The organism is Photobacterium sp. TLY01, assembly GCF_021432065.1.
Lineage (GTDB): Bacteria > Pseudomonadota > Gammaproteobacteria > Enterobacterales > Vibrionaceae > Photobacterium > Photobacterium halotolerans_A.
Genome location: NZ_CP090364.1, coordinates 2,082,510 through 2,104,028 on the forward strand (window position 1 = coordinate 2,082,510; position 21,519 = coordinate 2,104,028).

At 46.6% G+C, this 21,519-nt stretch carries 18 protein-coding genes and 3 tRNA genes; 2 read left to right on the plus strand and 19 right to left on the minus strand.

Annotation, left to right across the window (positions count from 1 at the left end; all coding sequences use genetic code 11):
* Positions 1 to 6: 6 nt before the first annotated feature.
* The 12 genes from LN341_RS09910 to LN341_RS09965 form a co-directional block, all read right to left on the minus strand.
* A complete protein-coding gene (locus LN341_RS09910) occupies positions 7 to 462 on the minus strand; it encodes an SRPBCC domain-containing protein (protein WP_234203201.1) in 456 nt (151 codons plus the stop codon).
* Positions 463 to 604: 142 nt separating this feature from the next.
* A complete protein-coding gene (locus LN341_RS09915) occupies positions 605 to 1,111 on the minus strand; it encodes a GNAT family N-acetyltransferase (protein ID WP_234203202.1) in 507 nt (168 codons plus the stop codon).
* Positions 1,112 to 1,563: 452 nt separating this feature from the next.
* On the minus strand, positions 1,564 to 1,911 hold the full coding sequence (locus LN341_RS09920; RefSeq protein WP_200896173.1) for a GNAT family N-acetyltransferase: 348 nt from the start codon (positions 1,909 to 1,911) through the stop codon (positions 1,564 to 1,566).
* A gap of 598 nt (positions 1,912 to 2,509) precedes the next feature.
* Entirely contained in the window at positions 2,510 to 2,854 is a 345-nt protein-coding gene (locus tag LN341_RS09925) for a hypothetical protein (protein ID WP_234203203.1), read from the minus strand.
* 33 nt (positions 2,855 to 2,887) lie between these two features.
* Positions 2,888 to 3,523: a hypothetical protein gene (locus LN341_RS09930; protein WP_234203204.1), complete on the minus strand. Its 636-nt coding sequence runs from the start codon at positions 3,521 to 3,523 to the stop codon at positions 2,888 to 2,890.
* Between the two features lie 20 nt (positions 3,524 to 3,543).
* Entirely contained in the window at positions 3,544 to 4,104 is a 561-nt protein-coding gene (locus LN341_RS09935) for a curlin subunit CsgB (RefSeq protein ID WP_234203205.1), read from the minus strand.
* Positions 4,105 to 4,441: 337 nt separating this feature from the next.
* Positions 4,442 to 5,278 carry a CsgG/HfaB family protein gene (locus tag LN341_RS09940; RefSeq protein ID WP_046219647.1) on the minus strand — a complete coding sequence of 279 codons (837 nt, stop codon included), beginning with the start codon at positions 5,276 to 5,278 and terminating at the stop codon, positions 4,442 to 4,444.
* A gap of 10 nt (positions 5,279 to 5,288) precedes the next feature.
* Complete coding sequence (locus LN341_RS09945; protein ID WP_046219646.1) at positions 5,289 to 5,696, minus strand: curli assembly protein CsgF; 408 nt, start codon at positions 5,694 to 5,696, stop codon at positions 5,289 to 5,291.
* A gap of 11 nt (positions 5,697 to 5,707) precedes the next feature.
* Entirely contained in the window at positions 5,708 to 6,202 is a 495-nt protein-coding gene (locus LN341_RS09950) for a curli production assembly/transport protein CsgE (protein WP_234203206.1), read from the minus strand.
* Positions 6,199 to 6,783: a LuxR C-terminal-related transcriptional regulator gene (locus tag LN341_RS09955; RefSeq protein WP_160296954.1), complete on the minus strand. Its 585-nt coding sequence runs from the start codon at positions 6,781 to 6,783 to the stop codon at positions 6,199 to 6,201. Before LN341_RS09955 ends, LN341_RS09950 begins: the two co-directional genes overlap by 4 nt.
* 1,142 nt (positions 6,784 to 7,925) lie before the next feature.
* A tRNA-Ser gene (locus LN341_RS09960) sits at positions 7,926 to 8,016 on the minus strand.
* 6 nt (positions 8,017 to 8,022) lie between these two features.
* Positions 8,023 to 8,110: transfer RNA gene (locus LN341_RS09965), tRNA-Ser, on the minus strand.
* Positions 8,111 to 8,309: 199 nt separating this feature from the next.
* Between LN341_RS09965 and mscM the strand changes: the two genes are divergently transcribed.
* Positions 8,310 to 11,627: a miniconductance mechanosensitive channel MscM gene (gene mscM, locus LN341_RS09970; RefSeq protein WP_046219643.1), complete on the plus strand. Its 3,318-nt coding sequence runs from the start codon at positions 8,310 to 8,312 to the stop codon at positions 11,625 to 11,627.
* A gap of 64 nt (positions 11,628 to 11,691) precedes the next feature.
* On the opposite strand, the gene LN341_RS09975 is transcribed toward mscM, so the two are convergent.
* The 3 genes from LN341_RS09975 to LN341_RS09985 all read right to left on the minus strand — a co-directional run bounded on the left by LN341_RS09975 (position 11,692) and on the right by LN341_RS09985 (position 15,408).
* The gene (locus tag LN341_RS09975; protein WP_046219861.1) at positions 11,692 to 12,087 is read right to left on the minus strand and encodes an L-alanine exporter AlaE; all 396 of its coding nucleotides are present in this window, start codon (positions 12,085 to 12,087) and stop codon (positions 11,692 to 11,694) included.
* A gap of 719 nt (positions 12,088 to 12,806) precedes the next feature.
* Positions 12,807 to 14,639 (minus strand): M4 family metallopeptidase, encoded by a 1,833-nt coding sequence (locus tag LN341_RS09980; RefSeq protein ID WP_370643630.1) that lies wholly within the window; start codon positions 14,637 to 14,639, stop codon positions 12,807 to 12,809.
* A gap of 681 nt (positions 14,640 to 15,320) precedes the next feature.
* Positions 15,321 to 15,408 (minus strand) — tRNA-Ser (locus LN341_RS09985).
* Between the two features lie 247 nt (positions 15,409 to 15,655).
* Here LN341_RS09985 and LN341_RS09990 point away from each other — a divergent pair.
* Positions 15,656 to 16,231 carry a UPF0149 family protein gene (locus LN341_RS09990; RefSeq protein WP_046222351.1) on the plus strand — a complete coding sequence of 192 codons (576 nt, stop codon included), beginning with the start codon at positions 15,656 to 15,658 and terminating at the stop codon, positions 16,229 to 16,231.
* Positions 16,232 to 16,287: 56 nt separating this feature from the next.
* Here the strand turns inward: LN341_RS09990 and LN341_RS09995 are convergent, their stop codons facing one another.
* From LN341_RS09995 to ybgF, 4 genes are all read right to left on the minus strand, one after another.
* Complete coding sequence (locus LN341_RS09995; RefSeq protein ID WP_234203207.1) at positions 16,288 to 18,189, minus strand: TRAP transporter fused permease subunit; 1,902 nt, start codon at positions 18,187 to 18,189, stop codon at positions 16,288 to 16,290.
* Between the two features lie 76 nt (positions 18,190 to 18,265).
* Positions 18,266 to 19,207, minus strand: coding sequence for a TAXI family TRAP transporter solute-binding subunit (locus LN341_RS10000; protein WP_046222343.1), 942 nt, complete (start codon positions 19,205 to 19,207; stop codon positions 18,266 to 18,268).
* A 328-nt stretch (positions 19,208 to 19,535) separates the two neighbouring features.
* Positions 19,536 to 20,597 carry a quinolinate synthase NadA gene (gene nadA, locus LN341_RS10005; RefSeq protein WP_046222342.1) on the minus strand — a complete coding sequence of 354 codons (1,062 nt, stop codon included), beginning with the start codon at positions 20,595 to 20,597 and terminating at the stop codon, positions 19,536 to 19,538.
* Between the two features lie 158 nt (positions 20,598 to 20,755).
* Positions 20,756 to 21,505, minus strand: coding sequence for a tol-pal system protein YbgF (gene ybgF, locus LN341_RS10010; protein WP_046222341.1), 750 nt, complete (start codon positions 21,503 to 21,505; stop codon positions 20,756 to 20,758).
* Between the last annotated feature and the right edge of the window lie 14 nt (positions 21,506 to 21,519).

The window sequence follows — 21,519 nt, forward strand, 5'->3', positions numbered from 1 at the left end:
CGAAATCTAATTGGCTGACCAGATATCACTGGCCATCACATGGCCCGTTTCCAGCAAGGTTTTTAAATTGCTGATCACCGCAGGCCAGCCCTCACTGACATCCTGATAACTCAGCGAACCCGATTGTAAATCACTGTGGATCACTGTGATTCGGGTATCTTCCCCCAGGTTTTCCAGCGCAACACTCACCTGAGATGAATGCATCACGCCATGATGTCCACCGGTTTCCTGCCAGCTCAGCACTAAATGGTGAGGCGGGTGAATCAAGAGTACTTTTCCCGTCACATCTTCAACTTCGGAGCCATCAGCCCGAATATGCGCCCACCGACTGCCCACTTTCCAGTCAGATTCATTCACATGCCCCCAATATTGCTGGGTCATTTTCGGATCCAGCAAAGCGTTCCAGACATCAGTGTCTTTTGCCGCGATATAGCTGACATATTTGAATTGTTCCAAGCTCATGGGCATACCTCATCGTTGGGCAGCAAAGCAGGCTGCTGAGCCAATCTCCCGCTCTGGGCACTTTGGCTCCGCAACCAAAAACGTATTCAGTCATTCTTTATTGAGCGTAGCACTGAGTGTGTCTGCAAGCCGAACCGGATAGTTACAATAACTTCTTCATTTGCAGCAAAGTCCAGGGTTCACCATTGAAAACACGGGTGGCCCTATCTGCCTGATACGTTTCAAAGCCCATCCCGCGATAACAGTTGACTGCACGAAAATTGTGCTCAAACACTGCCAGTGATACCACCTCGGCCCCGAATTCAGACCCTGCTTTTTCCACTGCCATATCCAGTAACTTCCGGCCATAACCCTTGCCGCGGTCCGATTCATCTGCCACTAAGACGCGACAAATCCGGCAGTGTTTGGGCGATGACTGGTATAACTCAATATAGCCTTTTGGCTGATCCTCGACCTGAAATAAATAGGGATGAACTTCGGGGTGGGCAATATGTTTCTTAATCTGTTCTATGGTCAGAGGAAACTGATACACAGGCCCTCCCCAAAGTAAATTAAACTCCTCATCCGTTACCCAGTCCATGAGCAATGAATAGTCTTGTGTAGTAAATGGACTCAGTTGATACCGGGAGCCTGGCCGTTTAATAAGCATGATCGTCCTTGAACAAATTGATACGGTGTTTAGACAGGTGCAACCGTTCGCAGAAATGGCACCAGGTGACGCTCGGGACCATGACAACAGGCTGAAAAGCGGACTCATTTCCACTCATTAAGTTATCAACACACCAATGCACTGAGTCAAGTTGCACACAGCGTTGTAGCATTACGGCAATTGAGAAGCAGTTCAAGGTTCTAAACCTGATTGATTGCGCTAACTCTCACTTTTCACAGAAGAAATACAGATGGGGGACTGATTCGTACCCTTTTGGGGATATTTTATGCCCATCACAACCCGCAAACTAAATGCGGTTATCATCGGCATCAATATGTTTTTGCTTGCTGGAGTAAAAGACGTATCCGGCTTTTTCCGGATCATTTCATGGTAATAAAAAGGTCACAGCCCCGATTGGCAAGCGCTGTGACCATCATTCGACATCAGAACGACTAACCGTCCAGTGAATTCAGGTCGAGTTCCATGAAAATACTGAGCGGGTGCGACTGATACTGACCGTAAGGCTCACAAACCCGATAGCCCAGGGTCTGATATAAACCAATGGATTCAGGCTGATTCACACCGGTTTCCAGACGGGCAATGCTGACTCCATTGTGCTTCAGGTACTGATGCAAAGCATCCATAATTTGCCGGGATATCCCCAGACCGCGGTAATTATCCAGTACAAACATACGCTTGATTTCGCCGTACTGCCCGTCATCATCCATCATTTTCACCGCCCCAATACCGGCTAACGCGCCGCGTACAAAGGCGCCGACCAGATGAACATTGTCCTTCATGAGGGATTCCTCACTCTCCAGATTGTTCGTCTCAGGCGGGTACAGACTATACATATAATCATCGGACGCGCTGAGGATCCCTCGGACGTCATCACGATTGGGCATAACTTTCTGAATATACATAGTATTAACCAAGCATTAATGTTGTTACTGCTACACAGTCAAGAAATAGTGATCAAAATTTTCATCGCGCCAGAAACCAGCGACGCATACAGCGCCCGAGCGTAAATGTTTCTCTGCGATCTTGCTGACGCGATCCCTCTGGCACCAGTATTGCGGGTACATGAGCGAGCTTTTCTATGAGCTGACAGCCTGCTCCCTGCCGGATTTTGTCTTTCACAAGCTATTCTAATCAGGCTGAATACAAGTGCAACAATCGGAACCAGCCTCACATAATAACAATATTGAAATCGGAATGAGAGCTTAAAACGTAAAGTCATAACATTCTGTGCACTTTCGCACATAGCCACAGACCGGGCAAACTCAGCCTGGGTATTCCGATGCGATAAACCAAACGCTAACGCCATGATCCATGCGCTCATCCGGGAGGCGCACCTTACTACAAGGTCACCTAAGATGCTATCGGGAATGAGACACCTCAGGCGTGAGGTGTCTGGTGTGTGATTTGGCAGTCGTCGGACACTGCCAGGACAGAGGTTTTTCCCGCGGTATCAACTGTGATACTGACAGGAAATTGGGCTTTATTGAGCGACATTCTCGATGTGCTGGAACCACTGACAGCAGAGCGCATTTTATTCCCGTTGCCTGAAACCAGTGAATAGGCAACGCGATCGCCACCTTCAGACCTCATCATGATTGTCACTGAATCCCCGTCCAAACTGCAGCTGAGATCAAATGGCTTTTCGGTCTGGCTTATCGCCAGCGATGGATAAAAACAGAAAGCGGCGATAATCGCCGCTTTATTGATCATAGAGTTAAGCATAATTAATCATTCAACTTTATTTCAATAACGTTATCAGAACTGCTGGATATCAACTTCGTTATTAGACGAGTTACTGATATAAAAGGTGGCTGTATCAGCGCGAGTCTGTTCGATGTCCACTTCATTGTAACGAGAGTCACCCAGGATTTTACCGTAGACACGGGCATCATCTGAGTACTGGTCGATATAGACGTCGTTGTGATCAGCGCCGTAGCCTTTGATGTCCACATACACTTTGTTGTCATCGCCATACTGATCAACATCAACACGGTTATCATCACCACCTTCGATATCCACATCGGCGGTATTGTCATCACCATCTTGGTTCAGAACAACATGGTTATCATCGGCATGATCATCCAGGCTGATTCGACCCGTGTTATCGTCACCGTCTTGCAGCACTTCCAACTCGTTATCTTCTGAGTCGTCGGCTACTTCAACTTTACCGTAGTTGCCGGAACCATCTTGTTCAATGTCGATTTCGTTATCATCGGAACCACCGCTGATATCGACCACTGCTTCATTACCCCAGCTTCCTGGAGATTCCTGATAAATCCACACATCATTGTTATCACTGTAACCTGTAATACTCACATCAGCTTCGTTATCTACCGCCAGTGCACCACCAGAGACCAACAGCGCAGAAATTACCAGAGCTAACTTTTTCATGTGATATTCCTTACATTGTGTTAATGGACTGTAATTTGTTTATTCATTCCGTTGACGATTAGTATTTGCTCATTACCCGATTGATTAATATTAAAACCAGAGTAATTCACATTTGGCTTGTCAATGACGTAAGCCACATTGCCATCACCATCCTGGTTGATGGTTTCGCTAAGCCCTATTCCCGCTTGGGAAAGTACCGCACGATTCTGGTTGCCATTTTGTATAATTGCGCCTTCGTTATTCCACCCGGCCTGATAAATGGCAGCATAATTATCATTACCATTTTGTTCGATATAAGAGAGGTTCCCCCCGCCAATCTGATCAATATTGGCATTATTGTTATAGCCTGACTGTCTGACTAATGCTTTGTTACCTGAGCCAAATAAATGCGTTTGGTTAATTTTCGCTGAACTGTCATATGCATTTATTAATTCAACTTTTGCCGCATTATTAAAGTCATCAGACAATTCAGAAACTCGACTTAATTCATTTTTTGCCAAATCACTTGAGAACGCGGAAAAACTTAAAATAACACCCAATAAGGCTACTGCATTCGAATACTTAAAAGCTTGATACTTCATTGCTGCAACCCTCGAAATCACCTTGTCTTGTTTGTAATTTCAGTATGGTATTTATTTGTCTATTTCCTATGAACTTTATGATGATTATATCTATTTTTTTGCTAGCACTTTATGACTATAAAAACAGTTAAAGACATGAGAACAAAACTTAAAAATCAAATACATAGATAACAACTAGCAGTTAAACCCATGAAAAGAAGAACAAGAAAATGAATGGCTATATTTGTTTTCGAAAATAAATACATATCAAACAAAAAAAGGCAATCACCCGAACAAGATGATTGCCATAGACAGCAAAAAAAGGCCTGGAGAAAAAGAAATACAATGCCTCTAACGACTAAATAATCGGCTGAGTGGTGCCTGAATATTTCTGAATCACAGGATTAGACATATCTGAAGGATTTCTAAGTTTCCACAGATTTGTCTTTATCCCATCGACAACCATTTGTATGACTGCAGAATCTATCGCCGACATAACAGCAACATTTACAGGTTCATTTGTTGTGATGCCCAATTCAGCCTCTAAAAGATCTTTATAATCTATAAATTTAAAAATACCGGTTTGCAGCTCCTGAGACAGGATTGTCTTACTGGTTGTCACACTGAGCAAAATACGGCCACTGCGAATATCCACCGCCCTGACATTCACCGTGACCTGATCAGTCCGGTACTGAGAAGATAACCCGATCCCCAAGTATCTCGCACCCGCGCCGCCGGTCTGAATATTGGTATCGTAAGCAATAATCCCGCCTTCAACCATGATATTGGCTGCCATCAAAGAGGGAAGATGATTACCATGATTTTTCGGTGTCTCGTGTTTACTCTGCGCAGCACGAATAATCTTACGTTCTGTCAGTAAGTTCTGTAACCCTTCTCGCTCTAAGGGAATGAACCACTTAGAATTGAGTAATGCGGTTGTTAACATAGCCGCCCCGCCTTGCGGTACAGCAGTAGAGAAGTTACTGTTCGGCTGAGGTTTATACTGACCGGTTTGATCCCGGAAATCATAAACCGACACATAAACCGGGCCTCGGGGTAAAGGCAAAGAGGTTAAATCTAAATAAGTCGCCCCTCGTGGCATCAGTGTTGGCTCATCTTTAGGGGCAGGAATACTCATAGACTGAGAGCAGCCACCTAAAATTAATGCCGAACACAATAAGGCAATGAGTCTCATGATTGTCTCCTTACATATCCGGCACTAAGCCACTAACTTGAATCGTGGATGTTTCGCCTGTTGCCTTATCCGTGACTTGAATCATCAAAGAACCATTGTTGTCGACGATATTCAACAGGAAATCATCCGTACTGAGTTGCCCTGTATTGCCGTTACCGACATCCGAAAGTAACTGGCCGATGAGACGGGACTCCAGGTTCGCCGCCAGCCTTTGTATACTGCTTTCGTCTTCACCCAGCAAACTGTTTTCTTGTGGCGGTTTATAATCATTAATGGCATTGGCTCCCGCTAATAAATAACTACCATTTAATGGGCTTCCACCAAAATTAGGGTTCACCGGTGTATATATCAGTTCGGTTGCTGAGACATCAATTGTCCAGAAACTCATAAACAATAAACAACATACCTTCCCTTTCATGTGCTGACCTCTTAAATTTCGTCGTAGTCAATATCGAAGGTATCTTTTAAATACCTTTCTATCCGCCATCTCAATACATAATTCTTAACCGCTGAAACAGCCTGATCTGTTTTCTCTTCAATATTCTGCCTTCCCGGAGATAACGCCGTTCTGTATATGATGTTCTGCCGATGAAATACAGTAATAATACTGCCCGATAAGGCTGTCGGCCTTTCTTTCACCGAGATATTTTCTTTTAGCTCATCCAGTTGATCTTCTAACTTTTGTGCAAAGAGAGAATAAAACTCTTCACCCAGTCGAGTCATTGTTCTGTCGATCACTACACCATCAATTTCACGCAAACTATCTAAGCTTTCCAATCGGTCCTGAACTTCTAGCGGCTCATCATTCTCCAGTGAAGGTCCATTCTCAATCGGTTTTGATGATTCAATCGATCCATCCTTTTCTGAACTCACAGCAGGCAACACAATGATCAGACAGGCAATTATCAAATATCGAAATTTCATGATAATAAACTATTGAATGTATGATTCTTAGCCCACATAAACGCCTGCAGGCGGTTCTTGACTTTAATTTTTTTAAACACATTATGAAGATGTGTTTTCACTGTATTTTCACTGACGAATAAAGACTCGGCAATTTGTGAATTAGATGCGCCGGACACCAACAACTGCATAATTTCCTTTTCCCGCGTCGTTAATTCCACGCTCATCTTAGGTATATTGGCTTGCGTGCTTCGGTATTCAGAAATCAGTTCCTGGCATAACTTACGGCTGAACCATAACTCCCCATTTTGTATCTTTAACAACCCTTCAGATAACAATTCAAGCGAGTCACTGGTATAGAAAACACCCACCAGATTCGGCCATTTCTTAAGCTCATCAACTTTTATATCTGTGCACACATTAATTAGAATTTCAGAAGGTATCACTTCTTTATCAGCCATGATGCTCAGATACTTTTCACTAAATTTTGATGTCACGCCGGCAGAATCTAAAACGAACAAAGTTTCTTCAATTTGCCTGGCTGATAACTTACTGATTTCATCCAGTTTGATACAACTTATAGAAAAGGTAAGCTTCTTCACCAAATACTCTTTCAGAATAGAAGACTGGATACTCTCGTCGGACACTAATGCCAATCTAGTGTATGATTTTCTAGACATTCCTACTCGTCCTTTCTTTATTATATTAGCGTTTTAATAAAGTTAACTTTAGTTCACGTCAAAAAAATAACAAACAATAAAGTCACTGTGAAAAACAACAAAAATTAACTCTTTAAAAACATGACGTTACAATAAACCCTGCATTTTATCTCTGATACTTTTTTGTCTTAAAGATCTCAATAAAGTGATATAAAAAATGACCTTCTTATTTTTAGCACTGGAAGTTTAGTTTGGTAGTAAACTTAAGTATTAAATTTCAATTGTCCAGTTAAATTAGATAGTTGATAAAGGCATTTCATGTATAAACATTTTTATCAGAAATATTAGTGTCAATATTTTTTACGTTTGTCTTTTTAGGCAGGCTCACTCTGAGATAGAACGACTCAACATTCACTGTGTGGTATATGGCAATAAAGTGAGCCGCATCGATATCAACATTGGACAAGTAGGAGGATGAATGTAAAACAGTTCAGAAGGAGGGTCGTGCATTTCCGTCTGACTGATTTGTTTGATCTGCATCGAGCTGGAGCAGGGTTTATCACTCGGCTGAGACTGGCCGTCCGCACCCTTCTAGGCTTCTTCACCCTATCTCATTGTGCCAAGGTTCAGGCGAAAAGAAACCGCTGATAGTTCAGCGGTTTCTTCGAATGTGGCGGAGCCAGACAAGGTATAGAGGGATTTTCAAATCCCGGAAAACCCACGCTGAAGCTAAATAAAAAAGCCCTGACTAATGACGGGGACGCCTAGTCGGGACTTTCAAATGTGGCGGAGAGATAAGGATTTATCGCTCGCAAGCTCGCGCCCCTTCGGGCGTTGCCTGAAGGCAACGTGGTCTCGCTTCGCTCGGCTGAGACTGGCCGTCCGCACCCTTCTAGGCTTCTTCACCCTATCTCATTTTGCCAAGGTTCAGGCGAAAAAAAACCGCCGATAGTTCAGCGGTTTCTTCAAATGTGGCGGAGCCAGACAAGGTATAGAGAGATTTTCAAATCCCGGAAAACCCACACTGAAGCTAAATAAAAAAGCCCCGACTAATGACGGGGACGCCTAGTCGGGGCTTTCAAATATGGCGGAGAGATAGGGATTTGAACCCTAGATACGCTATTAACGTATGCCGGTTTTCAAGACCGGTGCTTTCAACCACTCAGCCATCTCTCCTGAATGTGGCGGTGAGGGAGGGATTCGAACCCTCGATACGTTGCCGTATACACACTTTCCAGGCGTGCTCCTTCAGCCACTCGGACACCTCACCAAATTGTTGCCAACGCCTGTCGCGTCGACGGCGGCTAATTTACTGACTTGTGCTAATCGGGTCAAGGTTTTTTCCCAATTAGTTGTACTTTCTTATCTTAAGCGATGATCAAAAGATCAAATCGGTTTTTTCTTAGGCCTAACACACGCTTATTTCTACACTTGTAAGATAATTCTTATTTGAGTCTTACCACTTCGCTATGCGCAATCTCACCGTATTCGTACTCTCGTTCGTCTTATTGATCACCGTCTTTCCCTGCTACGCCAGTGAAGAGCCAGATTCCGCCGCCGCCACACAGCAAACGTCCGATTACAGTGAAGCACTGGACAAACAGATTGCGCTGGCCAAGGAGCTTGAGACAACACCTGATAATGAGAAATTGCTGGAGAAACTGCTTCAGGCACAGGATCAGTTGCAAAAAACGGAAACCTATAAAACGCAAATTGAAAAGAACCGGCAGCTGCTTGATAACTTCAATGAGCAGACGGAAACTATAAAAACGCAAATCAGTGACTTTAATGCCTCAAACTTTCCAGACTTCAGCCAATGGGGTCAGGATCAGCTGACCCTTGAAATCGCTGAGCAGGACAACAAGTTAGAACAGCTTGAATTACAGCGACATAACTATCGCAACGAGATTGAAGACATAGAACGCAGTATGGATGCGTTTCCCAAGCGGGTCGAACAGCTACGTCAGCAGATAGATAATGCCGATAAAGCCCGCAAGCAGGCGGAAAGAGATCGTGATAACCCGCTCTTGCTGGTTCATAACATTGAGTATGAGTTTTATGATACTCAGTTGTCAGCCCTCGAAGCCGAACAATTGACAGGTGATAATCGCCGCACGCTCAGCAAACAAAAGCTCCAGCTGGTCAATGTAGAAATAGAGGCCAGACAAGCATACCGTAACAATCTGCAATTGATGCTGAACCGGCTGCTCAGAACCGATGCCGAACAATCTGCCGTCGATACCGATGAGCTGGTACAAGAGCTGGTCGATCTTCCCCCTGAACTGAAACAACTCAGTGAAGAAAACCGGCGTTATGCCAGTGTGTTATCTTCACTGTCCGATCAACTGGATCAAGTTCAGTTGCAACAGGAAAAAACCGATCAGCAATCAGAACAGGTGGCAAAAACGGCAGAGGATCTGAATAACATGGCCGAGTGGCTGTCTCTCAGCCCGGCTTTCAGTGAAAACATGCGTACCCGGCTCAAGAGACTGCCAGATCCGCCGGATATGTCAGGGCTGGACAATAACATCGCTCAAAATCAGATCCGTAAGTATGAATACCAGCAGCGATATGAAGATCTGACAGAAAGCGCAAAGTCCGCGCCAGAGAAAAACCTGTCAGAGGAACAACAAACGCTGCAATCTGAACTCATTCAGAATAATCTGTCTTTGTTAGAAAAGCTGATCGACAGCAGCGATATTCTGATTTATCAGCAAGCCACCTTAAAAGTTGCCTATGACAAACTGAATTCCTCACTCAACAACCTGAAAAACAGAGCGGCACGCTTGCTGTTCCTGGCCCCGGACAGCAACGCTTTCAGTCTGAAATTAGCCAGCGACACACTGGAAAAATTACAGTGGTTTTTTTCACCAGCCCAGTGGCTGGGACTGCTCAAAATCCCGATGGTCGCCGATCCTGTGCTCCTGACTTTCTGTCTGATCATTGTCGCCCTGCTGATCATCGCCCTCAGCTGGAGTCGTGCACGCTGGAAGAAATACCTGAAAGAAACCAGTCAGTACATCGGGAAAGTGACCAAAGACAAATTCAGCTTCAGTATGATCAATGTCATCTGCTCTGGCCTGTTTGCCTGGCCGGCTCCGCTGGTTGTGGCAGTCGTTGGCGCCCTGTTAAGCGCGCTCTGGCAACTGCCTTTTATCCATCATTTAGGTCAGGCGCTGGCGTTACCATTGCCCCTGGTCATGTACTGCTTCATGAGAGAACTGGTGCGGCCAGACGGCCTGCTCATTAAGCATTTTGACTGGCAGCCCAGCCTCGTCATGCGCTGTTTCGGCCATTACCGCCGATTGATCTGGATCTACCTGCCGATGATGGTTATCCAGAACTTTGCTTTCTATTACAACGACATTGATGTGAACGCCACGCTGGGCCGGCTTGCTTTCATTATCAGTAACTTAGCCGTTAGTTATTTTCTGTGGAAAATGGCCAATGAGCGTATTCCCATGACGTACCGGGATTTACCCCAAGGCCATTTACATCTGGGCCATCACTTATTCTGGTGGCTGTTGATTTTATTGCCGCAGGCACTCAACTATTTTGCACTGATGGGCTATCTGGGTTCGGCGCAACAGCTAATGTCCAAACTCGAATATGCTGCCGTCCTGGGGGTATTTACCCTCCTGGTGTATTACCTGATCAAAAGACTGATGCTGATTCAGCGACGCAGACTGGCTTTCGAGCGGGCCAAAGCAAAACGTCAGGAAATACTAGCGCAACGCAGAGCCGAATTGCTTGAGGGCAAAGAGGAACCCTCCAGCAGTGAGCTGCATATTGAAATTGAAGAGCCGGAAGTCGACTTAGATGTCATCAGCGCGCAGTCGCTGCGGCTTTTGCGCTCACTATTACTGCTGATTTATCTGTTTATTCTTGCGCTCTTGTCATCGGATTTATATCAGGCCACCAGCTTCCTCGAAGACATTACCCTCTGGGATGTCAATGCCAATATTGACGGGATAGAACAGCTCAGCCACATCACGCTGAAAAGTGTGCTGCTCGCGATCCTGGCACTCTGGCTGACGGCCATTCTGGCCCGTGATTTACCCGGTGCAATGGAGTTGCTGGTACTGCAGCATATCAGCCTGAGTCCGGGCACCGGCTATGCGATTACCTCCCTGACCCGCTATATGGCCATTTTCTTTGGCATCATTATCGGTTCGGCATTGATCGGTTTTGACTGGTCAAAAATGCAGTGGCTGATTGCGGCACTGGGTGTGGGTTTGGGTTTTGGCTTGCAGGAGATTTTCGCCAACTTTATATCCGGCTTGATTATTTTATTTGAAAAGCCGATCCGGATTGGTGACACGGTCACCATTCGCGATCTGACCGGGATAGTGGCAAAAATTAATACGCGGGCAACCACTATCGTCGACTGGGACAGAAAAGAAGTCATCGTTCCGAATAAAGCTTTTGTGACAGAGCAGTTTGTCAACTGGTCACTCTCGGATTCCATTACCCGGGTCACCATTGCCATTAGTGTGAAATATCTGGCCGATACCGAGTTGGTCACCCGACTGCTCTTTGAAGCGGCGGATGAATGCGAGCTGGTTCTGGACAATCCTGAACCCGAAGTATTCTTCCTGAGTATTACCGCTGATGCGCAAAATTTTGAAGTACGGGCCTATGCCGCGGAAACCGGCCACCGGCTCAGTTTAACCCATGATCTTCACAGCCGGATTAAGCGTAAATTCCTGGCACACGATATCAGTATTGCGCATCCGCAACTTGAAATTGCCATTAAAAAACAACAGCGCCACCCTTTGAGCCGCTAGCGATCACAACGAAAAAGGCAGTCCGTTGGACTGCCTCTCATCAAAGACGTTTTAGCTCACTGTTTCAGGCCTGCTGGTAGTAACCAGGGACCCTGAACATACGGCGGCATACTTCAAGAAACTGACCGTAAACACCCCCCAGCACACCACTCACCAATGCATTCGTCGCGACCGCAGTCATAATTTGCTCGGGCTCTGCCCCGACAAACCAAAGGATAGCGGCATAGACAGGTGACTGAAACAGCACGTAAGCCAGCATATCGGAGACGAACTTCATCCGGCCTGACGGACTCACTTTTGCTCCGCGGCGGATCATCCAGTCGCGAAAAACACCGTAAGGCCAGGCAATGGCAATGTTCACCGGAATTGACAGTGTCCGGGAGGCCAGCGACTGCTGAAAGGTCATCCCAGAGATAAACACTTCGATCATCATGCCAGTGATAAAGCAGAACACCACCATTGCAAACGTGTCTGCTGCCGCATTGCGCACATTAAATTGTTCTTTCACTGCCGCTCCGAACCATTAACCAGAGATAAAAGCCAACATAGGCAATTCAAAAAGACCATATGACCAGAATCATCATAAATAACCAGTCATTCGTCATATTAAATCAACTTTTAAGTAAAATATCTCACTGTATTAATATTAATGTTGTCTATTTACAACCAATAATCGTGATCAAAGCCGCATCTTTAGCTGCTTGCGCACTACTGACGTGCTACTCAGATCGTATTCACCATTTGTTACGCTCATTTTCTGCATGTTTACTGGTACAAAAGTGGCTATAAATTTCATTTTATCAGTTGATAAAAACAGCTTATCGACAGAAATCAGATGATTGATATAAAAACCAGTGATAAATCATGTATTCCTTTTTCATCAATTTTTTTATTTTGTTTTCATTAGGTTAATGGACAGGTAGTTGCAACATCGGTATCAGACTGGCAATTACCCCTGGTAAAATTGCTTAAAATCGCGAACAGAAGATGCATTTTACTGAGTCACAGCTGAGGATTCTGCCAAATTGAGATAAAAAAGCAGGCTTTTATCGCGGAGATCACAGGGCTAAAAAGAGATTAAACCACAAAAATGAAATTTAATTACGCATCGCAATCCAATCGTCAGCAAAGAAAAAGGGAGCACTAGGCTCCCTTCTGGTTGGTTACGTTGAAAACGGCTTAATAGTTCAGGCTCAGTGTCACACCTGAGAAGTTGCTGTAGCCACGCAGCATCACGTAGTAAGTCTGGCCAGAAGAAACGGCGACATTACAGGTTTCATTGTTCCCACCAACATAAGGACGGCAATCCCAGGATGTCGTGGTGGGCTTGCTGCCGGCTTTCACATACAGGTCTGCATCGCCAGATCCGCCAGTAATACTGACAGAAGCGCTGGAGACTGAAGCGGGAACCGTAAATGTGTAGTGAAGCTCGCTACTTCTGTTACCGGAAAGACCACTGATTGGCTTACCTTTTTCCAGCGTATCACCCGTTGGTGGTGCTACCCCACAAGCGGCATTGACACCGACAGTATTGAAGGCATCGACAACATCGGCAGTGTTATAGCCCAGATCCTGGGTTGCTTTCACAACACCACAGCCACCCTGGTCAAAGGTCGAGTTGGCCGTCCAGTACAGCTGGTTAGCAACCGCAAAAACTTCGAAACCTTTACGGGCATCCCAACCGGCTTTATTGGCCAGTAAGTAGTAAGCACGGTTGAAGACACCGCTTGAATAGTGCACATTCAGACCTGATGTGTACTGCGAAGCATGATCAATTGAGCGGCCATCTCTGGAGGGCTGATCAAAATAACGTAAACCGCCAGACTGTTTGAAAATATCGCTGCCGACGACCCAGTCCACGCTGCCGCGCATATAGAATTCAGCCGCTTCCCCGGCGATATCAGAGAAGGCTTCATTAATACCACCCGACATATTGCGGTATTCCAGACCTGAGTTCTGCTCGGTAAAACCATGGCTGACTTCATGAGCACTGACGTTGATATCCACCAATGGATAGAAGGTAGAATAACCGTCACCAAAGGTCATTGCGCTCCCGTCCCAGAATGCGTTCTCATATTGGGAGCCATAGTGTACACGCATGGTCAGCTGGAAGGTTAACGGTGCCGTATTCAGCCAGTCTTTGTACATATCAAAGACTACCTGGCCAAAATAGTGCGCATCGTTCAGTGGTGAGTACGCGCCATTGATCTGTTTGTGATTATTGGCATTGCTGTCTGTCGGGCAGTTATAACTAAATGCGTTATAGCCTGACGTCGCACCATTCAGATCGACGGTTTTGACTGCACTGTTATTCATGGTACAGGTGGTACCGTTCTTCTCTACCATGAAATTCGGGAAATCGACACCAAACTGGTATTGCCCGGTCTTGGTATTACCGCCAGGGCCAGAACCGGGCGCCTGGATATGAGCAATGCTATCCCAGGTGTCCAGTACATCCCCTGTGTTGGCATCAATAAAGAAATAAGGACGGGATGGCTCTTCAGAAGCAACAAAGAAGCTCACCTGATAAACCAGCTCGGCCAGATTGTTTTCATCCAGACGAACCATCAGTGTCACTTGCTCATTTTCAAGTGGCAGTTCACCGGTGAATTGCGGTGTATGTAATGAAGCATGATGTGATTTCGCAATATTCAGCGCTTGTTTTTCATCAATACTTGCCTGAATGACTGGCAGATCTTGCTCAACATTTTGTGCCATCCGACCATGAACCTGAGTCAGGCCTTGATTACTTGTCGTTGCCACAACGGCAGAATTATAAACGGGTAACCCTTTATAAAGCTGCTGATAGCGGACCTTTTGCTTACCATTTGGTAAAGTGACCGATTTTACAGGTTTAAAACTGTTATTTAATGGTGTCAGTGAACGTGCCATTAACCCTTGCTCCAGAACCGCAGAATCGGTGACGTCAACCATTTCTGCAGCCATCGCCGGCAAGGTGAAAAGTGAACCTAGTGTCAATACAGCCAATGCTTGTTGTTTGTTTGTTTTCATTACTCATTCCTAGAGATTTTAGTGAGCTGCCCTGCTATCCCAACCAACAAACCATTCATAGAGAAAATGCTTTATCGCCAAACTTCTGAGAACATACTGTTTCAGCTCCGTGATACACATGTGCTTTTCAAGAAAGCGATTCAACTTTGGCTCAGCATTTCAATGCTTTGCAAACAAAACAAACAAAAAAACAACAATGAAATGTACAGAAAAATTAACATTTAATTAACAAGAACAACAATAGATAAGAGTTAATACTCTAATGTCAAATAAAATCAACCAGTTGAACTGAGCGTGGTTGTATATAAAGATTTACAATTTAGCGATTGCTAATTTACAAATAGAATGAAAATGAAAAAGGTGATGTAACGAATAAATATAAAATGAATGATGACTCGCAAATATTTATAGCTTGCCCATTTCGCTCAACAGCAAATTAAAAATGTGTTTTTCTTGAATAAACCCGTTCGCTGCCATTTAGAATGAACGACCTTGTTTTCAATATTCAATACAGAATCAATAACAATTCATGAATAAAGACTGAGTCAGGAATGAAAGAATGAAAGAATGAAAGAATGAAGACCAGCTTTAATTTTTCTGGCTGATAAACCATATGGATAAAACTGAAAACCGCCAAATACAAAAAGACCCGCTGATTGCTCAACGGGTCTTTTCTGAATGTGGCGGTGAGGGAGGGATTCGAACCCTCGATACGTTGCCGTATACACACTTTCCAGGCGTGCTCCTTCAGCCACTCGGACACCTCACCAAATTTGAGTTACTGCACTTGCTCAGCAACGGGGCGTAACTATAGTGTTGCCCCAGACTGAGGTCAACCCAAATCATCACATTATCAATCAAGTGGATACTTTTGCAGCACTGACCGGCTCACAGCTCCCTTTTTCCATGTTTTCCCGTCACAAGGCTATGTCTTCTGCTTCTCCCTGCTACAATACCGTTATTCTGCTCACGGACGCTGGAACAGCGTGCCTGCCCATTTGAAAGAGAAACTGATCATGTCTGCGCAACTCTCGGCAATTTTGCAAGACCCTGAACTAAGCCAGCATCTGCTGTCTGAGCATCAAACCCGCGGCTTTGTCACTGCAATGGCAGCGGCCCCTCATTTACTGGATCCGGCTGAATGGCTGGCGTACCTGTGGGGTGGCGATGAAACCTCCCCATTTACCAGTCATGAAGCATTGGAAAATTATGCCAACGCCATCGTTCAGATCTGGAACGATGCGCGTCAGGCCCTGTTGTCCAATCGCTGGGAATGGCCTGAAGGCTGTGATTTGGACGACAGAGAACTGGTCACGCCTGCTACCCGTGAATTTGCCGAAGGTGTATTACAAGGCTGGCAACTGGCGCGGGATGACTGGGAAACCATCATGCCGGAAAACAGCCAGGACAATGCCCTGCTCGGCGGTGTGCTGCTGTCGGTCAGCCTGCTGTATGATCCGGAAAGTGCCATGGCCGCCTTGTCTGAACAAGGCGCCGAAGGTCTGGCACAATTTGAAGAAATCTTCAAAGCCATTCCTCCTATGCTGTGCGGCCTCACTCAACGCGCCCAACAGCTGACTGAAAATCAGTAAAACCACCGCCGGGCAGAAATGACTGCCCGGCGGATGCAACTGACAGGAAACAATCCTCAGTGACTCATCTCTGTCTTTTGCTGGTTGACCTTGCTGTTAATAATTACAACACCGATGACAGCAGTCAAAGCGGCTAATCTGACTGAGTCGTCCATGAACAGCATGATCAGCGCCAAAGCCAGCAGGACCAGTCTGAATGGCTTATTGAGCGGATGGATCAACCGCCCCTCAATTCCCCCCGCAAAAGCGATAATCAGCGCTGCCGTCGTCGCAATAGCAATCACAAAATGCAATGTCTCCCCATCACCCAGGATCAGCCCGGAAAATGCCATCATCGCCGGGATCAGGAAAAAACCCTGAGCCAGTTTAAACGCCTGTACCGCGGATCGCATCGGCGACGCATTGGCAATACCGGCACCGGCAAAAGCTGCCAGAGCAATCGGTGGTGTGACATTTGACGTTTGTGACAGCCAGAAAACGATCATGTGAGCCGTCAGTATCGGTAAGCCAAAATCATTCAGCGCCGGCACTGCCATCACGGACAGCACAATATACGCTGCAGTTACAGGCAGCCCCATCCCCAGAACCACAGCTGCCAGACCAATCAGCAGAAGAACCGACCATAAATGACCACCAGACAACGCCAGCAGGAACTGAGTAAACTGGAGGCCAATACCGGTTTGTCCGACAACACCAACAACGATACCGGCTGTTGCACAGGCAACGGAAATCGGCAGGGCCATCAATGCCCCTTCTTTCATACCTTCAAGCACTTGCCGCAGACTGACACGGCTGGATTTACGGCACAAGGCGGAAACCAGAACAGCCACACACCCTGCAATACCGACCAGTTCCGGCGAGTAACTCATCATCAGTAATGCAGTGACCAGAATCAAGGGGGCGAGAAAATGCCAGCCGTTTTTGAGCACTTCACGCACACCGGCTTTGACATCCATCCCTTCCAGCCCCAGCTTGCAGGCCATCAGGTGAACGTAAAGCAGCGTGCAGGCAAAATACAAAATCGCAGGTGCGATCGACACCAGCAATATTTCGCTGTAAGGGATCCCCGTAAACTGCGCCATCACAAAGGCGCCCGCTCCCATCACAGGCGGCATGATCTGCCCCCCAGTCGATGCTGCGGCTTCAATACCGGCTGCCTGCTCGGGCTTGTAGCCCAGCTTTTTCATCATCGGAATCGTTAACGAGCCTGTGGTCACTGTGTTGGCGATGGCAGAGCCAGAAATAGAGCCTAACGCTGCCGACGCGATCACACTGGCTTTTGCCGGTCCGCCCCGGTATTTTCCGGCAACCGCAAAGGCAATATCGATAAAAAATTGCCCGGCGCCGGTCACCTGCAGAAAAGCACCAAAGAGCACGAAAATAAACACCACCCCGGCCGCAATCGCTAAAGGCGCACCGTACACCCCGTTGGTGGAAAAAATATGGAAGCGGATGAGCTCTTCCAGTTCAAACCCTTTGCTGGCGATGCCAGAAGGCAAGGCATCACCAAACAGGGCATAAGTGATAAAGACCGCCGCTATCACCACCATCACCATACCGACAGAACGCCGGGTCGCTTCCAGCAAGGCAACAATCGTGATCAAACCAGCCAGTTGATCTGGCCCTTTCAGACCATCGAGCAAAAAGCTGATGTCATCATAATCAAACTGAATGATGTGCCAGGTCGCCCAGATGGTGGCAGCCGACAACGCAAAATCGACACAGCGTGCCGCGAGATATAAAGGAAAAGAATGGCTCTCTTTGATTAACGGCTGTGTGAGAAACACTAACACCAGAATCCAGCTCAGGTGTACCGGACGAAAAACAGGCGCCGCTAGCTCTGCCGTCATCCCTTGCCAAATCTGAAAGGCAGACAAAACGATAGCCGCTAGAGCGGCTATTTTCATCAGCATATCAGCAAGCTTTTGCCCGTGCCGGGCCGTGGCTGTCGTTGACATAAAGACTCCAATTCAGCACAAAGGCCGAGAGACAGATCCCTGATCTGTGCGGCCCAGCCTCTGAAAACAACCTTATTTACTGAGACTGCTCATCCAGATATTGCTGGGCACCGGGATGCAATGGCACACCATCGAGTTTCTTCATATTTTCCAGCGTCGTATATTGAGTCACGCTGATGGCTTTACGAATCTTATCCATATTCTCGAAGGCGGTTTTGGTCATCTCATACGCCAGCTTGTTATCCAGATCTTTATTGACCACTAATACATTCCAGATTGCCGGCGCCTTAAAGCTTGCAACGTTTTTATAGGTGTCAGCCGGAGCTTCGATCAATTGATATGAAGGGTTAGCCGCAGTGATTTTCGCCATATCCGCTTCGGTAAACGACAAAATCCGGATGTTACGAGTCAGTGCCAGCTCTGTGATTGCGCCAACGCCCAGACTGCCGACAATCGCTCCGGCATCAATCTGACCATTGGCAATGGCACTGGTAGTCGCGGTGTAATTGAGTGATTGTGCCTGGATATCTTTTTCCTCAACCCCCAAGGCATTCAGAATATTCACCGCGCTGACTCGCGTACCTGACCCCGGCGCACCCAGTGAGACCTTCTTCCCTTTCAGATCGGTAATACTGTGGATATCTGAATCAGCAGGCACCATAAACTGGACAACATTAGGATATAAAGCAAACAAGACGACTGCGTCCATTTTTCTCGGAAAGGGTTTCGTGCCTTCATAGGCCTGCTCGACCACATTGCCCATCGCAATACCCGCCAGTTGCTTATGAGTCGATACTTTGATCACGTTCTCTACTGAAGCGGCAGTGACTTCAGCCCGCATATCAAAGTTATCAATATTCTCACTCCAGATCTTGGCCAGCATGCCGCCTAACGGGTAGTAAGTCCCACTCTGGCTGCCTGTGCCTATGGTGTAATTTTCCGCACTCGCCTGAACAGAAAGTGTCAGTAATGCTGTTGTCGTGAAGGCCAGCCAGCCCTTTCTGAATTGTGTAAGCATAATGATGATCCTGATTATCAGATAGTTAGTCGGGTTATGACATTATTTTTTATCCCACAAATGTTATTGCCTTGTTGGCATATATGATCAACAAAAAAATACTGACAATGAGATCTCAGGTACCACTAAATGTTACAAATATGATTTATTTTGTTATCTATCAGTCAGTCAAGCAGTCGCTCTGTGTGTCGACAATGACTGACGCCAGCTCAGTATCGGCTTTTCACAACCGGACCACGCGAAGTGCGCATCCCTTCACCTAGACTGAATGGCATAAAAAAAGCGACCCTCTGGTCGCTTTTTTTCAGTGAATCCAAATTCTGTTCGGTCAGGCGTTGCCTTTCACTTGCAATTGCAGTGATGCGGCAAAATCCAGCATACGGTTCAGCGGGATCAGCGACTTCACACGGATGGCTTCATCCACAAAGATCTCATGCTTCTCGCCACCTTCGCGTAAAGCCGCTTCAATGGCTTTCAAGCCGTTCATCGCCATCCAGGGACAATGTGCACAGCTTCGGCAAGTCGCACCAGCGCCAGCCGTCGGCGCCTCAATCAGCTCTTTTTCTGGCACCATCTGCTGCATTTTGAAGAAAATGCCTTTGTCGGTTGCAACAATCAGCTTTTGTTGCGGAAGACTTTTAGCAGCTTTGATCAACTGACTGGTAGACCCGACAGCATCCGCTAGAGCAACAACACTCGCTGGTGATTCAGGGTGGACCAGAATCGCCGCATCCGGATGCAGGTGCTTCATGTCTTTCAGCGCTTTGGCGGAAAACTCATCATGAACCACACACTCACCTTGCCATAACAGCATCTCTGCGCCTGTTTTCTTCTGAATGTAACTGCCTAAATGGCGGTCCGGTCCCCAGATGATCGGCTTACCTTCAGCGTCCAGATGCTCGACAATCTCCAGCGCAATACTGGACGTCACAACCCAGTCAGCGCGTGCTTTGACCGCCGCAGACGTATTCGCGTACACCACGACAGTATGATCAGGGTGCGCATCGCAGAATTCGCTGAATTCTTTTTCCGGGCAACCCAGATCCAGAGAACATTCCGCTTCCAGCGTCGGCATCAACACGTGTTTTTCTGGGGTAAGAATCTTGGCCGATTCCCCCATGAAACGCACACCACAAATAATCAGGGTTTTCGCAGGATGTTGATTACCAAATCGTGCCATTTCCAGCGAATCACCGACAAAACCACCGGTTTCCTCGGCCAGGGCCTGGATTTCAGGATCGGTGTAGTAATGGGCGATCAACACTGCTTCTTTTTCTTCAAGCAGCGCTTTGATTTTCGCTTTGTAATCCACCTGCTCGCTTTGAGTCAGTGGAATCGGTTTCGGCGGAAATGGGTACACCATTTCTGAAGGGTCAAATGTCAGGCTCATTACGTCTTGCTCTACCAGCTCGTCCTTACAATCCGCGCATTATACACTGCAATGACGCTGTAATACTAATCTGGATAAGGCATAGCAAGGGTAAACGACACCGCTAACCCAATTTTTGAGAGGTTAGCGGTGAGGCAGAGTCAAAGGCTGACATCTAGTTATTTAAGATTTTTCAGGCTTTTTTCGGCTTGTTGGGATGTTGCAGTATTGGGATATTCTGCCACGACCTGCTGATAGAGCTTTTTCGCGACATCCGGTTTGTTGCCACGCTCGGCTAACACACCCATCTTCAACAGCGCATCGGCGCGTTTATTCGAGTCTTTGAAACTGGCAACCGCTTCGAAGTGTGTTTGAGCATCCGCCATCTTATTCTGGGTAAAATAAAGCTGCCCAAGCCAGTAATGCGCATTGGCCGCGTACACAGAATCAGGATAAGTCGTCAAAAATCCGTTGAACGCCGTTACCGCACCCTCATAATCCTTTTCTTTCAGGATTAAATTCACGGCACTTTCATAGGCGGTATTTTCATCAGCACTGGCAGCATAGGTTTCACCGCCGGCTGCATCTGATTTCTCAGCTTTGGCGGCAGCAGGTTGCTCACGGCTTAATTTGTCAATTTCACGATAGAGCTCGCGCTGGCGTTCCAGCATTTGCTTCATATCATAACTGTTACGTTCAACCATACCGCGTAAATCGCCAACTTCACGGGACAATTCATCAAGTTGACGCTGCATATCCAGTTGCATCTGGCTACGCGCCTCGAACATACGTTCTAAACGTTGCAGACTGCTTTCGCTGCTTGATGAGCTGCCTTTGAGCTCAGAAACAGGAGCAGGTGCGGCGACCACAGGGGTCGCCGCACCAATCAGCAACGTTAATGCGAGATAACGCATCATGTTACTGTTCATTTTCATAACCTTAA